This window comes from Spirillospora sp. NPDC029432, from assembly GCF_040703975.1.
GTDB lineage: Bacteria > Actinomycetota > Actinomycetes > Streptosporangiales > Streptosporangiaceae > Spirillospora.
In genome coordinates this window covers 64,646-79,588 of sequence record NZ_JBEZWH010000028.1, presented here as the reverse complement: position 1 = coordinate 79,588, position 14,943 = coordinate 64,646, and the positions used below count along the sequence as shown (strand labels likewise).

Sequence of the window (14,943 nt, the reverse complement as noted above, 5' to 3'; positions counted from 1 at the left end):
TTCGGGGCGAAGTATGACATGTCGCCCCTCCTGAAAGGCGAAGCCCCGGACCTCTCGGACGGAGGAGAGGCCGGGGCTCGCTCGCCGGTCGGTCAGTCGACGCGCTTGGCGCCGAGCGACTTCATCATGGACGGCCACGCGGTGCGCATCTCGCGCTTCCAGTACCGCCACGCGTGCCGGCCGTCGCCGTAGATGTGCGCGGTGACGGGGATGCCCTGCGCCTTGGCCTCCTTGGCGAACGCCTGGACCGTCGGGCCGATCGCGCGCTCGCTCAGCAGGCCGATGTCCCACGGCGCGAGGTTCGGGGAGTCCAGCGGGCCCGGCTCGCCCGTCGTACCGGACGAGACGTAGAAGCGGGTCCCCTTCATCCGGGGCAGCAGCTGGAGCGGGTCGTGGGCGTCCCAGTTCGCCTTGTCGACCCAGGGCAGGCCCCAGATGGCGTACGGGTCGTTCCCGTTGCCGCTGTTGATGAACATCAGCAGCGACGGGATGCCCGGGTGGCGCATCGACAGGACGCCGCTGAAGCAGGCCGCGTACCGGAACATCCCCGGCGCCCGGCCCGGGTACGAGCACGCCCCTTGCGCGCCGGACGAGACGCCCATCGTGGCCCGCGACCCGCCCGCGTGGTAGTTCCGCTCGACGAGCTGGCGCACCTCCTGGAGGTGGAAGTCCTCCCAGCGGGGGCTGCCGCCCTTACCGCCGTTCCACCAGTTGGTGTACGAGCCGTTGGCGCCCTCGGGCATCACCACCATGACGCCCCACTTGGCGGCCAGCTGCTCGATGTCGGTGCTGCGGGTCCAGGAGACCCATTCGTCGTCGCCGCCGTGGAAGGCGTACACGACCGGCCAGCTCTGCTGCGAGTCGTACTTCCAGCCCTTGGGAACCAGCACGCGCACGTTCTGCGACGAGCCGAGGGCGGGCGACTTCACGGTGAAGTCGAACGCGGTCTTGCCCTTGTTGAGCCAGCGGTAGGCGGTGATGGTGGCGCCGCCGTCCGCCTTCTTGAATCCGGCGCTCGCGGCCGCCGGGAGCGCGGACAGGGCGGGGGCCGTCGCTCCCAGGACCAGGGCGGCCGTCACCGCCCCGATCCGCCGGACGGCACGGCGTCGGGTTCCGGTCGTCATTCAGCTTCCTCCAGTGTCCCGCCAGCGCCAGCCTGAGCCGTCTGGGTCGGGAACGATCTCGCGTCTGCTACGGGTGCTGTGTCTGGGTTGCGGCTGCGGCGGCCCGTTCGCCCAGGGAGCCCAGGGGCCCTCGGGCGACGTGGCGGGGGGCGGGCCGTGCGGTTCCCCCGAAGTCTGCGGGCGCCCGGCCCCCGGGTTGCCGTACCGGGGCCGCGGCGCGCCGCCGCCGGGTCCGGACGGGACGGGGACGGGCGCGGGTGGCGGTTCGCGGAGGGCCGGGTGCGGCGGGGCGGGCGGAGGTGTTTCGTGGCGGGTGGACCGCCTGCGGGGCAGGGGCGGGGTGGCGGCGGCCATGGCGGGTGGCTGGGGCGGGGCCGCAGGGGTCTCCTCCCAGCGGAGGGCGTACGGGAGGGGCCGATCGGCACTCTTGGACGGGCCCGCGTCGGGCAGGATGTCGCGTTCGCGGAGGTCCATGCGGGCGTGCAGGCCCGCGAGGGGGCGCGGCAGCCACCAGTTGGCGGAGCCCATGAACCGCATCGTGGCCGGGACGAGCAGCGACCGGACGAGGAGTGCGTCCACGACGACGGCGACGAACATCCCGACGCCGATCAGCTTCACGACCGTGATGCCCGCCAGGCTGAACGCGGCGATGACGACGAGGAAGAGCAGCGCCGCGCTGGTGATGATGCTGCCGGTGCGCTGCATGCCGACCGCGACCGCCGTCCGGTTGTCATGGGTACGGTCCCATTCCTCCCGGATCCGGCTGAGCAGGAAGACCTCGTAGTCCATCGACAGCCCGAACACGACGGCGAGGATGAGGATCATGCTGGTGGCCTCGACGCCGCCGGTCGGGGTGAAGTCCAGCAGGCCGGCCAGATGGCCGTACTGGAACCCCCACACGATCGCGCCGAACGAGGCGCCGATGGACAGCACGTTCATCACGATCGCCTTGAGCGGCAGCACGATCGAGCCGAAGAACATGAACAGCAGGACGAACGTCGCGATCCCGACGGCCAGCGCCATCATCGGCAGCGTGCGCAGCAGGCTGGACATCAGGTCCATCTGGCTCGCCGTGCTGCCGCCGACGTCGATGTGCATCGGGTAGTCGCCCTTGGTCAGATCCAGGGCGCGCAGGCGTTTCACCAGGTCCTGGGCCTGCTTGGCCATCGGGTCGTACTTGTGCGTGACCGAGATGCGCACGCCGCCGTACGTGCCGGAGTAGCCGGTGAACTGCGCGTCCGTCACGCCCGGCATGCCGGCCAGCCGCTTGCGGAACGCCTCCAGGTACGGCGGGATCGCCTCGCCCCGGCCCGGCACCCAGTTCCGGGGGATGAGGTCGCCCGAGACGACGACGTCGATCGGCTCGGTGGAACCGCTGGGGAACTCGCTCTTGACCGTCTCGACCACGGCCCGGGTCGCGCTCTCCTTGGGCAGCACGCGCGCGTCCACGCTGCTGAACTGCACGTTCAGGAACGGCTGGAACAGCACTCCGAGGATCACCACGACCACCGCGAAGTACGGGACGGGGTGCTTCATCACGCTGTGCCCGAGGCGGTACCAGAAGCCGCTGTCGGGGTCGCGCTGCGCGCGCTTCGCGCCGGGACGCCGCCACGGCATCCGGCCGCCCTCGACCTTGGGGCCGAGCAGCGCCAGCATGGTCGGCAGCAGTACGGTCGCGCCGAACACCGCCACCATCACGGTCGCGATACCGGCCAGCCCGATGGTCCGCAGGAACATCTGCGGAAACAGCAGCAGGCCGCCGAGCGCGGCCGACACGGTGATGCCGGAGACGATGATCGTCCGGCCCGCGGTGCCCATGGTGCGGACCAGCGCGGCCTGCCGGACGGGATCCAGGGCGCGCTTGTACGCCTTCTTGTCGGCGCGGCGCCGCTTCCTGTCGCCGATGCGTTTCCAGGGTTTCCCGGGCGGCAGGCCGGCGGCGTCCATGCCGCGCGCCAGCTCCTCCCGGAACCGGCTCACGATGAACAGCGAGTAGTCGATCGCCAGGCCGACACCCATCATCGTGACGACTTCCAGCGCGAACGACGTCACCGAGGTCAGGTACGTGACGCCGTGCAGCACCGCCAGCCCGCCGACGATCGAGAACACCGCGACGATCATCGGCTGGAGGGAGGCGACCAGCGCCCCGAACAGGACGATCAGCAGGATCAGCAGCGGCCCCGCGGTGATCATCTCGGCGCGGATGATGTCGGCCACCACCTGCTCGCCGAACTCCACCCCGAGCGGGATGTTGCCGCCCAGCTCCGCGTGCAGGCCGGGCGCCTGCAACCGCTCCTTGACCGCCTCGTAGTTGGCCAGCTTGGTGACGTCGTCCTTGCCCTCAAGCTTGATCGACACGAACGTCTTGCGCCGGTCCTTGCTCGCGAACGGCGCCGCGTCCTTCTCCGCGAACGACCAGTACGAGATCAGCTCGGCGACCTGCTGTTTCGGCAGCCGCGACACCGTGGTGACGACGCTCGCCATGTAGCGCGGGTCGTCCACCGTCATGGTGTCGCTGCTGTACAGCACCAGCAGGTCGGGGTTGGTGCTGCCGAAATAGCTGGCACCGAGCTTCGCCACCAGCGTGGACGACGCCTTGGGGTCCTCGAAGCCGCCCTGCTTGAACTTGCTGAAGACGCCGATGCCCCAGGCACCGGCGCCCGCCGTCAGCAGCAGGATCAGGACAAGGCTGAGCCAGCGTCCACGGTGGATCAGACGCCCCAGCCCCGCCAGCATGGTTCTCCTGTTTTCAGTCGCGTCCGGCGATCCGCCGCGCGGTGCTCGGCAGCTCGCCGTCGAGGTAGCGCGTCCTCGTCGCCGCACGAGCGATCTTGCCACTGGAGGTGCGCGACACGGCACCCGGCTCGACCATCACGAACTCGTGCACGCCCATCTCGTGCTCGACCGTGATCGCCGCCCGTACCGCGGCCTCGACCTCCTCCAGGTCGAGCCGGGCCAGCGGCACCCGCCGGTTGCGCTCGGCGACGACGACCAGCCGCTCGGTGCCCTCGCCCTGCACCGCGAACGCCGCGACGTGGTCGGGCCGGACGGCCTGGTGCGCCTCCTGCGTGGTCAGCTCGATGTCCTGCGGGTAGTGGTTGCGGCCGTCGACGATGATGAGGTCCTTGATCCGGCCCGTGACGTACAGCTCGCCCTCGTGGACGACACCGTAGTCGCCGGTCCGCATCCACGGCCCGGCGGGCAGCGGGCCGGGTTCGGCCAGCTCGCCGCCGAACGTGTCCTGGCTGCGCTCGCTGTTCCGCCAGTATCCGGGGGCGGTGTTCGGGCCGTGCACCCAGATCTCGCCGACCCGCCCGTCCGGCTGCTCGATCCGGGACTCCGGGTCCACGATCGCGACCAGCTGACCGATCGGCCGCCCGCAGGACACCAGCGGGTTGCCGCCCTCCGCCGGGGTGAACCGGCCCTCGCGCAGCGCGTCCCGGTCCACCTCGACGATCTTCGGCGGGGCGTCCTCGGCCGCGGCCGTCACGAACACCGTCGCCTCGGCCAGCCCGTACCCCGGCGCCTGCGCGCCCGGCCGCAGCCCCGCGCCGGCGAACGCGTCCGCGAACGCCGACAGCGTCGCCGGGCGGATCGGCTCCGCGCCGTTCAGGCAGGTCACCAGGCCACTGAGGTCCAGCTCGGCGAGCTTCTCCGGGGTGGCCATGGACGCGACGTACTCGTACGAGAAGTTCGGGCCCGCCGTGTAGACGTTCTTGTTCGGCCGCGCCGCGATGAGCTCCATCCAGCGCAGCGGGTTCATGATGAACGACACCGGGTCGGTGTAGATCGCGTGGTCGCCGCGGACCAGCGGCAGCGCCATCGTGGCGATGAGGCCCATGTCGTGGAAGAGCGGCAGCCAGCTCACCAGCTCCGGGTCCGGCCGTTCCGGCGCCCAGCCCGACCAGAGCTGCGCCGCGTTCGCCGTCACGTTCCCGTGCGTGATCTCCACGCCGGCGGGCCGCCGGGTCGAGCCGGAGGTGTACTGGAGGTACGCCAGGTCGTCGAAGCCGATCGGCTCGTACGCCCACTCGGCGTCCGGGACCTCGTCCGCGAACACGATCTCCCGCGGCCGCGGCACGTCATGGTCGGCGAGGAACTTCTCCACGTGCGGCAGCGCGTTCCGCGACGTCGCGATCAGCGCGGGCTCGGAGTCGGTGTACGCGCCGATCAGCCGGTCCGCGTGCCCGGGAAGGTCAGGCGAGAACAGCGGAACCGCCACAATGCGGGCGTACATCGCGCCCAGCATCGTCATCATGTACTCGAGCGTCTGCGGCAGCAGCAGCGCCACCCGCTCGCCCGGCTCGGCGGACGCGCGCAGCCGCGCCGCCATGGAGCGGGCGCGCCGGTCGGTCTCCGCCCAGGTCAGCGTGATCTCGGCGCCTGCGGGGTCCAGCGAGTAGTCGACGAACGTGAACGCGGGAGCGTCCGGCTTCTCGGCGGCCCAGCGGGCGATCCGCTCGATCAGCGGGACACGCCCCGTTCCGCCGGGCTGAAGTTCGGGGAGCAACGAGCCCAGTGCCATGATCCAACTCCTGGGTGGTGGGCGTGCCATGCCCGGGCGCCCGTGGTTCCGCCCCCGGCATGAACGATCGTGCAGCGAGAAGCTACCGGATGGTAGAACGGGAAAGGTATTGGTCCCCGTGAACATTCGGCCGCGACCGCTTTGTCACGGAGATGACAAGAAGGAATTCGCCTCCGCGTGCGCGCACCACCCAGGGTGACGGGAAATGCGCGAACGGCATCAGTCCTCGTCCTCGCGCTCGGCCCGCTCCAGCGCCAGCCGCCTGCGAGCCAGCGCGGCGCACGCGGCCAGCCACAGCAGCACCGCCTCGCTCACCAGCACGATCCCGGCGACCGTGACCCAGTCCGTCCCGCGCCCGCCCTGCTCGATCGGCGACACCAGCGCCACCTCCTCACCGGACGGCGCGGCCGGAGGCGAAGGCCAGACGAGCGGCGGCAGCGAAGGCAGGGGCCCGAGCGGCGGCACCCCGCCCGCCCCCGGCCCCAGAGACCCACTCCCCTCAGGCAGCGACGGCATCCCACCAGGCGCCGAACTCCCCTCCGGCGAGCCCGACCCCCCGGACGGCCGAGGCGAAGACGGCAGCGGCCCCGCACCCCCGCCCCCCTTCGGATACGGCGACACTCCCCCAGACGGCGCCTCGGCACCCCCCTTCGGAAGCGGCAAGGACGGCCCCGGCTCCACCCCGGGCCCTGCGGGCGGCGTCCCACCCGGCCCCTCAGGGAACGGCGACGGCCCCGACGGCACAGGCGGCGTAACACCAGGCCCCATCGGAGACGGCAAAGAACTCGGCGGCACGGGCGGGACCCCGCCAGGCCCGTGAGGGAACGGCGAAGGACTCAACGGCGCCCCACCTGATTCCTTCGGGTCCGGCAGCGTGGGTGGACTCGCGCCAGGACTCTTCGGGAACGGCCAGGGACCCGACGGCGCCCCGGCCGATTCCTTCGGATCCGCCGGCACGGGCGGCGTCACACCAGGACCTTTAGGGAACGGCGAAGGACCCGACGGCGCCCCACCTGATTCCTTTGGGCTCAACGGCCCGGGCGGGTTCACACCAGGACTCGGGAACGGCGTGGGACTCGACGGCGCCCCGGCCGATTCCTTTGGATCCGGCGGCGCGGGCGGCGTCGAGCCGGGGCTCTTGGGGGACGGCGAGGGACCGGACGGCGTCCCGGCTGACTCCTTCGGACCCGACGGCGGCCCGCCTGATTCCTTTGGGTTCGACGGCGCGGGTGGGCTCGCGCCAGGACTCTTGGGGAGCGGCGAGGAACTCGACGGCGTTCCAGCTGACTCCTTTGGGTCCGGCGGCGCGGGCGGGGTCGCGTCAGGGCTCTTGGGGGATGGTGACGGGCTCGACGGCGTTGGCGTGTGCGGTGCGGGCGGCGTTCCAGCGGGGTCGCTCGGGTCGGAGTGCGTGGGCGGGCTGGGGTGGGGTGATGGTCCTGAGGGGCGCGGGGTGGACGGGCGTGGCAGGGCCGGCGGCTCGGACGCCTTGGTCGGGGCCGGTGCGGCAGGAGCGGGCACGCCCGGGTCTGCGGTGTCCGTGTCGCGAGGTGCGGGCGGCGCGGAGTCCGATTGGCCTGTGCCTTCGTTGGGGGACGGGTGCGGCAAGGTGCGCGGCTTGAGCTTGGTGGTGGCCATCGACTTGGGGGCGTTCGCCGCCTTGAGTGTGGCTGTGAGGCGCGCGGGGCCGCCGGTGTTCGTCATGTGGACGGACATGCGGAGAGTGCGGGGTGCGCGGAGGTCGCCCAGCGGGCATCGCATGCGGCTCGTTCCGGACGGGACGCAGCCCGCCGGCGGGGCGGCCCACGAGAGCGGGGCCCGCGCGTGGAGCAGTACGGACGCGTCGCGGGCCACGCCTCCTTGCGCGCGGACGCGCAGGGTGTACGAGTTCAGCGGGCCCTGCCGGTCGGGCTGGCTGAACGACGCGGTCAGCCGTACCGGCTCGGCCGATGCCAGGGTGGGGAGGCCGGCGAGCGCGCACGCGGCGGTGACCGCGCCGAGGCGGCGGAGCGTCCGGACGCGCGTCCGCCTCGTGGTGGTTCGACCCCCCGCTGGCACCCGTTTCCCCCTGGCGGTCGGCGGCTGCCCGGGGGGACGGCACCGTGCAACTTGGGCGTAGGCAGTTATTACCAGCGGGCACGGAGCGTAACGTGGCCACGGCCTTTCGCATAGCGAAAGCAGTACTCCGTAGAATCAGGGCATCGCGACGAGAGGAGGGCCGGTGGCGGAGGCCGTACGGTCCCTGGAAAGGGCCTTCGAGCTGCTGGAACACCTGGCGGACGCCGGGGGCGAGATGGCCCTGTCGGAGCTGACGGAGGTCTCCGGGCTGCCGATGCCGACCATCTACCGGCTGATGCGGACGCTGGTGAACCGCGGCTACGTCCGGCAGGAGCCGTCCAAGCGGTACGCGCTGGGGCCGCGGCTGATCAAGCTGGGCGAGGGCGCGGGCCGGCTGCTCGGCTCGTGGGCGCGGCCCGCGCTGACGCGGCTGGTGGACGAGGTCGGCGAGACGGCCAACATGGCGATCCTGGAGGGCGACGAGGCCGTGTACGTCGCGCAGGTGCCGTCCCGGCACTCCATGCGGATGTTCACGGAGGTCGGCCGGCGGGTCCGGCCGCACTGCACGGGCGTGGGCAAGGCCCTGCTGTCGCAGCTCCCGGAACGGCGCGTGCGCGAGATCCTCGGCCGTACCGGCATGGAACCGCAGACGCCCAACACCTTCACCGACCCGGATGCGCTGGTCGCCGAGCTGGCCCGGATCCGGGAGCGCGGGTACGCCGTGGACGACGAGGAGCAGGAGGTCGGCGTCCGCTGCGTGGCCGTGCCGCTGCCCGGCGCGCCCGCCCTGACGGCGCTGTCGGTCTCGGGTCCGTCCGCGCGCATGAAGCCCGAAACGGTCGATGACGTCGTGCCCGTCATGCGGGACGTCGCCAAGCGCTTCGCCGCGGAGCTGAGTCCCGACCCGTCCTGATCCGCGGCCGGGCACGAAGAGGCCGGCCGCCCCCGAGGCGGCCGGCCTCTTCGCGGATCAGGTGACGACGTCGCCGATGACGACCTTGGGACGGCCGGTGCGCTCCCAGCTCACGTAGTCGCCGGCGGATCGGACCAGGACGGCGGCCAGCCAGAGGGCCACGCCGGTGTCGTCGGCCAGGCCGACGAAGGGCACCAGGATCTCGGGTACGACGTCGATCGGCGAGACGATGTAGGCCAGGCCCAGCGCCAGGAGGCCGAGCGTCTTGTACGACATTCCCTTGTAGTCGCCGCGCAGGGTCGCCTTGAGCATCCGCGGCACGGCCCGGACGCGGTCCGCCAGGCCGGGCGCGTCCGGCGCGAGCGTCTCGCTGTAGATGTTCCAGGCCTGCCCGGCAGCGGCCGCGCTCCGCTTGCTGTTCACGGGCACTCCTTCCGACAGAGGTGGGGGCGCGCCCCCGCTGCGCCCACGTCTGGTTATGACGCCACGGGGGGCCGGGTTGTTCCTGCCAGAAGCGACCGAAATAAGGTGATTTGCTAATACGCGGCGGAAGATCACCGTGGGAATTCCACGGGGCGCCGTCCGGGTTACCAGGGGTGAGGTATCCGTCACTCTCCCGGGTGAGTCATGGGGATTCCGCCGCATTTTTCGGCGACCGCTGAAAACATGGTGGCCGGGAGGGCGCCGTCTCCCCACCCAGCACGAGTGCCGAGGAGCTGACGCAGAACATGAGCGGCGAACGCCCCACCCCGCCCGACGACGGCCGGCCCGTGCCGGGGACCGCCGCGGGCACCGCGTACTTCGCCCTCCCGCCCACCGCGGTAGACGCCCGCCCGGCGGGCCCCACCCGGCTGGTCGTGGCCTGGCCGGGCTTCGATCCGCCGCGCGGCGCCGGCGCGCTGGCCGCCGCCGTGCCGATGACCGGCGTACCGACCTGGCGGGTCTACCTGGAGCTGCCCGGCACCGGGCCGGGGTTCGACTCGGCCGGGCTGCTGGAGACCGCGGGCCTGGAGGCGTACGGGACGGCCGTCGAGCGGGCCGTCGAGGAGCTGCCCGCCGTGCTGGCCGGCGTCCGCCGGGACCTCGGGATCGAGGACGGGCCGGTGGCGCTGGCCGGTTTCTCGGTCGGCGCGACGGTCGCGCTGCTGGCGCTGGCGCGCGGCGAGGTGCCGGTGAGCGCCGTGGCAGCGGTGGCGCCGATCGTCTCGCCCGCGCTCGCGGCCAAGCCCATGGAACGGCGGTCCGGCCGCGACCGCGACTGGGACGAGGGCGCCACCGCGCTGGCCGGGCAGCTCGACGTGGCCGCGCACGCCGCGCGGATCGCGGCGGCCGGCGCGCCGCTGCTGTTCGTGGGCGGCGCCACGGACCGGGTGACGCCGGCGCGCGAGATCACCGCGCTGTGCGACCTGCTGCGCCACGAGGGCGCGGCCTCGGTCGAGACCGCCACGTTCCGGATGGAGCACGCGCTGGCGGCCGAGCCGGGCACCGACCCGCTGCCGCCGTCCACCGAGGCGGTACGGGTGGACGCCGCGCTCACCGACTGGTTCCGCGAGCGGTTCGCCGAGGTCGTCCCGGAGCCCGCGGAGGCCGCCGAGTCGTCCGTGCCCGCCGCCCTGGAGATCGCCGGCAGCGTGCACGCCGCCGTCGAGGCGGTGGTGGTGGAGCCGCCGCCCGCCCGCAGCCCGATGGGCGCCGGGCCGCCCGCCGACCTGCCGCCCGCGGGTCCGCGGCCGGCGGGCGCCGAGCACGAGCCGGCGCAGGATCCGCAGCGGGATCCGGCCGGTACGGACACCGCGGGCGGCGGCGAGTACGGCGATCAGGTGCGCTTGAGCACCTGGTAGCGGACCGGGATCACCCCGGCTCCGGTGCCGCCGACCTTCTTCATGGCCGCCCGGGACAGGTCCAGGCAGCGGCCGCCGGCGTACGGGCCGCGGTCGTTGATGCGCACGATGACCGAACGGCCGTTGTTCTTGTTGGTCACCCGCACCTTCGAGCCCATCGGCAGCGTCTTGTGCGCCGCGGTCAGCTCGCTCGGGTCGAAGCGCTCGCCGCTGGCGGTCATCTGCCCCTGCCAGTAGTACGAGGCCTCGCAGGAGCCCGACCGCAGGACGCGGTACGCGGGCTTCTTCTTCTTGGGCTTGGGCTTCGGCGCGGCCTTCGTCCGCGCCGGCGCGGGCGGCGGCTCCGGGCTCCGCGTCCCGCCGCGGCTGGCGCGGGTCGGGGTAGTGCGGGGCGGATCGGCCTGCGGTGTCGCCGCGCTGGGCGCGGCCTGCGCGGCGCCGGCCGGCTTCGCGGAGTCGCCCGGCGCGACGGCGGCCAGTGCCCAGGCACTGGCCGCGAGTACCGCCACGGCGACGCCGGAGGCGATCAGGATGGAACGCACGCGAAATTTCGGGCTATGGGAACCCACAGAGAGTCCTTCGATCGGGGACAGGGCCCCGGACGCCCGGCATGATCGGGCGACTCCTCGGGGTCCCCGAATCGGTGCCACCGTGCGCGGGCCCGCCCTTCCGGCGGTAGCCCAGCGCGCCTTCCGCGTCAGCGCGGTCAACGGCGTCCGGTCAGGTGCGGCATCTCATCTGTTCACTTGGATCACGTGGTTCTCATCGGAGGCCGCACACAAGTCCCAGACCGTACGTCGTGTTCCGCGCAGATCAAGCCGTAGAACCGGTCTTTGTGGGTTTTGTCACCCCTATTTTTGCGATTCGCTACTGATCGGAAACGCAGCGTCACTCGCCACGAAGATCGTCTTTACCGTTGCCCCTCTGCCGATCACTGATCAATAAATCCACTCATTCTCCGAAAAATACGAACGGGCGCCCCGCCGTGGCGGGGCGCCCGTGAACGGGTGCGGATCAGCCGACCAGCGGCAGCCCGTTCATGCCGCCGAAGAGGCCGGACGGCGAGGGGACCATGGTCCCCACGTCGGCGTGCGTCGCCGTGCCGTCCGCCAGGCCGGCCGCGCTCTCGGCCAGGCCGGTCGCGCTCCCCGCCAGCCCCGACGCGCCGTCGGTGAGGCCGGTCGCGGTGCGGGCCAGGTCCGCCGGCAGCAGGCCGGTCGGCTCGAGGGCGGCCGGCTCGGGGGCGGCCCGGTGGGACGGACGCGGCCCCGAGGCGCCGTCCGGGCGGGTGGCGCCGCCGAGCTGCGGCAGGCCCTGGCCCTGGCCGAGCTGCCCGGCGAGCAGGTTGTGCACCGTGGGCAGCACGCTCTCGGTGAGACCGCCGGCGCCGGCCGGCGCGGGGCGGCCGGTGGCGCGGGCGCGCCCGGCGTTGTCGGTCTTGCAGCGGACGACGCCGTAGTCGCGGGCGACGCCGGCCTCGTCGACCAGGCTCACGGCCGAGACGGTGAGGTCGTCGGCGGTCTTGCGGACCTGCTTGTTGAGGATGATGTTCTCGATCCCGCCCTTGTTCGGGCCGGGCAGGCGGAGGTTGGCCGGCGGCTTCGCCGGGATGCCCGGCAGCAGGTTGCCGAGCGCCCCGTCCTGGGAGATCGTCGTGGCTCCGCTGAGGACGCCGTCCAGGTCGGCGCTGCACTGGGCGTCGAGGCCGTTGAACGACAGGTCGCCGTTCCCGGTCCGCAGGACGCCGGGCCCGAGGGTGGACCGGGCGTCGGCCGGGCCGACCTTCGCGCGGCCGCGACCGGTCTTGAGCACGCCCTCCACGGTCGACTCCGGCAGCCGGACGGTCGGGTGCGCGACGTCGGCCACCTGGGCGGGCACGGTGTTGCCGACCGCGTCCTGGAGGAGATAGCCGACCGGACCCGCGTCCGCGCGGGCGGGCGCGGCGGCCATCGAGGCGGTGAGCGCGACGGCCAGCGGCGCTATCACGGTCATTTTCAGTACGGAACGGTTCATCTTTCCCCCCGGGGTTTTCTCGTTCATCGACCGGGGACGGTAGTACAGACTGATTCACCGTACCGAGCAATTCCGAAAGGAATACGAAACCGAAACGATAATCTACGGGGAAGGGAGGGCGTTTTATGGGGGAAAGGCGCGGCATCCCGCCCGAAAACGGGGGCGCCCGGACGCCTCCGGTACGCCCCCGCCGCCGGACGGTCCGCCCGGCCCTGGCAGGCCCCTGCTACTCGGGCACGCCGCCCAGCGCGATGGCCTCGTCGACCTCCTGCTTGCGCGCGGCCAGCTCCCGCTCGTACCGCTCCTCGTCGACCTTCTCCGCGATCTCCTCGTCCTGGCGCATCAGGACCTCCAGGTCGGACTTGGCGTTGTCGAGCACGCCCATGTCGGCGTACGCGGCCTGCACCTTGTCCCCCCACAGCCCGACATCACGGACACACGGAACAATGCGACTGAAAAGCAGCGACTGGTAGAGCGTGAACATGTCGGAGTGCTCGACGTACTCCATGCACCGGTCCATCGGCAGCCCCAGCTGCTCGAAGACCTCGCGGCCCTTGAACCGGTCGCGCATCAGGTAGCAGCCCTCGACCACGAACTCCTCGCGCTCCGCCCGCTCCTTGTCGGTGAGCTCGGCGTAGTAGTCCTTGAGCGCGAGCCGGCCGAACGCCACATGCCGGGCCTCGTCCTGCATCACGTACGCGAGGAGCTGCTTGACGAGGGCGTTCTGGGACATGTCGCGGTAGAGCCCGAACGCCGCCAGCGCCAGCCCCTCGATGAGGACCTGCATGCCGAGGTACGGCAGGTCCCAGCGGCTGTCCTCCAGCGACTCGGCCAGCAGCTTGGCCAGGTCCTGGTTGATCGGGTAGTACATCCCGATCTTCTCGTGCACGAACCTGGTGTACAGCTCGACGTGGCGCGCCTCGTCCATGGTCTGGGTGGCGGCGTAGAACTTGGAGTCCAGGTCCGGGACGCTCTGCACGATCCGCGCCGACACGTTCAGCGCGCCCTGCTCACCGTGCAGGAACTGGCTGAACAGCCACGAGCCCTGATGCCGTCCGAACTCGTCGCGCTCCTTCTGGGTCATCTTCTCCCAGATGTCGGAGCCGAACAGCGGGTTGAACTGCTCGGGGAGCTGGGCGACGTTGTTGGGATCGACCTCCAGGTCCCAGTCGATGCGCTTCTGGGCGTCCCACTGCTTGTCCTTGCCCTTCTGGTACAGGTTCAGCAGCCGGTCGCGGCCGCCGTCGTACTCCCAGGTGAAGCGCGTGTCCCCGGACATCGGGACGTTCCAGGTGTCCGTCGGGACGGGGGTCGAATAGAGGTCGTAGGAACTCACGGGGAAGCCTCCTCGAAGCGTGGCGCCGCTCTGCGCCGCCGGTGTGGTACCGCCCACCGCTTTACAGGCCTTCGTAACATGTAAAGCCGCCGGAAGGCCATACCCAACCGCTTACCGATCGCTCCGGACTTACGATCAGATGATGCGACTCGCCTGTGCCGTGCTTGTCTGTGCCCTTCTGTCCGGGTGTACGGGCGGTACCGCCGGCGACGGTTCACCGCCGCCCCGGCGCGGCGCGCCCGGCACCGCCGCGCCCTCCACGAGCGCGCCCGCCGCGGCCGCGTCCCCGAGCGAGGGATGCGGGAAGCGGGCGGCGGACGGGCGGGGCACCTTCGGCGGCCGGTCCTACCTGCTGAAACTCCCGGCCGGGTACGGGCGCTCCCCGGCGCCACTGATCGTCGACCTGCACGGGCTGCACTCCACGGCGTTCCAGCAGGCGCTCTACAGCCGCGTCGCCAACGCGGGCGCGGCCCGCGGCTTCATCGTGGTCGAGCCGGGCGGCGCGCCCGGCCGCGCGGGCTGGAAGCTGCCCGGGATGCCCGGCGGCTCCGCGGACGTCGCGTACGTCGGCGAACTGCTCGACCACCTGGAGAGCACACTGTGCGTGGACCGCTCGCGGGAGTACGCGACCGGCTTCTCCAACGGCGCCGGGCTCGCGATGGCGCTGGTCTGCGGGCTGCGCGGGCGGCTGGCCGGGGTCGGCGCGGTGGCCGGCTCCAACCTGGCCAGGCCGTGCGCGGACGCGCCGCCGACGCGGATCCTGGCGTTCCACGGCACGGCCGACCGGATCGTCCCGTACGGCGGCGGCGAGCCGTTCGGCGGCGACCGCTCCCGGATCCCGGCCTGGATGCGCCCGGCCGACGGCGCGTTCGCCCTGCCCTCCGTCACCGCGCTCGCGGGCGGCTGGGCCAGAGCCCTCGGCTGCGGCGCGGGCGAGCGCTCCCGCCCGGCGAGCCGGATCGTACGGCTGAGCCATCCCGGCTGCGAGGGCGGTGCGCGCGTGGAGCTCTACACGGTGAACGGCGGCGGGCACACCTGGCCGGGGTCGTTCCCGATCGGCGACGCGGGCGAGACCACCGACCAGATCGACGCCACGAAGATCATCCTGGACGCGTTCGCGGCGGCGCGCTAGC

At 72.3% G+C, this 14,943-nt stretch carries 11 protein-coding genes; 3 read left to right on the top strand and 8 right to left on the bottom strand.

What is annotated here, in order from left to right; all coding sequences use genetic code 11:
• Window positions 1-92: 92 nt before the first annotated feature.
• The 4 genes from AB0881_RS22555 to AB0881_RS22540 all read right to left on the bottom strand — a co-directional run bounded on the left by AB0881_RS22555 (window position 93) and on the right by AB0881_RS22540 (window position 6,027).
• On the bottom strand, window positions 93-1,124 hold the full coding sequence (locus AB0881_RS22555; protein WP_366619506.1) for an alpha/beta hydrolase-fold protein: 1,032 nt from the start codon (window positions 1,122-1,124) through the stop codon (window positions 93-95).
• Window positions 1,125-3,860 carry an MMPL family transporter gene (locus tag AB0881_RS22550; RefSeq protein WP_366619504.1) on the bottom strand — a complete coding sequence of 912 codons (2,736 nt, stop codon included), beginning with the start codon at window positions 3,858-3,860 and terminating at the stop codon, window positions 1,125-1,127. It abuts the gene before it with no gap.
• A gap of 13 nt (window positions 3,861-3,873) precedes the next feature.
• Window positions 3,874-5,649 (bottom strand): fatty acyl-AMP ligase, encoded by a 1,776-nt coding sequence (locus tag AB0881_RS22545; RefSeq protein ID WP_366619502.1) that lies wholly within the window; start codon window positions 5,647-5,649, stop codon window positions 3,874-3,876.
• A 219-nt stretch (window positions 5,650-5,868) separates the two neighbouring features.
• Window positions 5,869-6,027 (bottom strand): hypothetical protein, encoded by a 159-nt coding sequence (locus AB0881_RS22540; RefSeq protein ID WP_366619500.1) that lies wholly within the window; start codon window positions 6,025-6,027, stop codon window positions 5,869-5,871.
• 1,843 nt (window positions 6,028-7,870) lie between these two features.
• On the opposite strand from AB0881_RS22540, the gene AB0881_RS22535 reads away from it, so the two are divergent.
• On the top strand, window positions 7,871-8,620 hold the full coding sequence (locus tag AB0881_RS22535; protein ID WP_366619499.1) for an IclR family transcriptional regulator: 750 nt from the start codon (window positions 7,871-7,873) through the stop codon (window positions 8,618-8,620).
• Window positions 8,621-8,677: 57 nt separating this feature from the next.
• On the opposite strand, the gene AB0881_RS22530 is transcribed toward AB0881_RS22535, so the two are convergent.
• Entirely contained in the window at window positions 8,678-9,043 is a 366-nt protein-coding gene (locus AB0881_RS22530; protein ID WP_366619497.1) for a YkvA family protein, read from the bottom strand.
• Window positions 9,044-9,348: 305 nt separating this feature from the next.
• On the opposite strand from AB0881_RS22530, the gene AB0881_RS22525 reads away from it, so the two are divergent.
• The gene (locus AB0881_RS22525) at window positions 9,349-10,461 is read left to right on the top strand and encodes a hypothetical protein (RefSeq protein ID WP_366619495.1); all 1,113 of its coding nucleotides are present in this window, start codon (window positions 9,349-9,351) and stop codon (window positions 10,459-10,461) included.
• On the opposite strand, the gene AB0881_RS22520 is transcribed toward AB0881_RS22525, so the two are convergent.
• From AB0881_RS22520 to AB0881_RS22510, 3 genes are all read right to left on the bottom strand, one after another.
• Entirely contained in the window at window positions 10,437-11,003 is a 567-nt protein-coding gene (locus AB0881_RS22520; RefSeq protein ID WP_366619493.1) for a septal ring lytic transglycosylase RlpA family protein, read from the bottom strand. The two genes, AB0881_RS22525 and AB0881_RS22520, sit on opposite strands and share 25 nt — an antisense overlap.
• 472 nt (window positions 11,004-11,475) lie before the next feature.
• Window positions 11,476-12,453: a hypothetical protein gene (locus AB0881_RS22515; RefSeq protein ID WP_366619491.1), complete on the bottom strand. Its 978-nt coding sequence runs from the start codon at window positions 12,451-12,453 to the stop codon at window positions 11,476-11,478.
• 247 nt (window positions 12,454-12,700) lie between these two features.
• Complete coding sequence (locus AB0881_RS22510; protein ID WP_366619489.1) at window positions 12,701-13,810, bottom strand: ferritin-like domain-containing protein; 1,110 nt, start codon at window positions 13,808-13,810, stop codon at window positions 12,701-12,703.
• A 142-nt stretch (window positions 13,811-13,952) separates the two neighbouring features.
• Here AB0881_RS22510 and AB0881_RS22505 point away from each other — a divergent pair, with 142 nt between their 5' ends.
• Window positions 13,953-14,942, top strand: a complete 990-nt coding sequence (locus AB0881_RS22505) for a PHB depolymerase family esterase (RefSeq protein ID WP_366619487.1) — start codon at window positions 13,953-13,955, stop codon at window positions 14,940-14,942.
• The last annotated feature ends 1 nt before the right edge of the window (window position 14,943 follow it).

Excerpts from the sequence above, each read along its gene's own strand:
- AB0881_RS22555 (WP_366619506.1), bottom strand. The coding sequence starts at position 1,124 with ATGACGACCGGAACCCGACGCCGTGCCGTCCGGCGGATCGGGGCGGTG.
- AB0881_RS22550 (WP_366619504.1), bottom strand. The coding sequence starts at position 3,860 with ATGCTGGCGGGGCTGGGGCGTCTGATCCACCGTGGACGCTGGCTCAGC.
- AB0881_RS22545 (WP_366619502.1), bottom strand. The coding sequence starts at position 5,649 with ATGGCACTGGGCTCGTTGCTCCCCGAACTTCAGCCCGGCGGAACGGGG.
- AB0881_RS22525 (WP_366619495.1), top strand. The coding sequence starts at position 9,349 with ATGAGCGGCGAACGCCCCACCCCGCCCGACGACGGCCGGCCCGTGCCG.
- AB0881_RS22515 (WP_366619491.1), bottom strand. The coding sequence starts at position 12,453 with ATGACCGTGATAGCGCCGCTGGCCGTCGCGCTCACCGCCTCGATGGCC.
- AB0881_RS22505 (WP_366619487.1), top strand. The coding sequence starts at position 13,953 with ATGCGACTCGCCTGTGCCGTGCTTGTCTGTGCCCTTCTGTCCGGGTGT.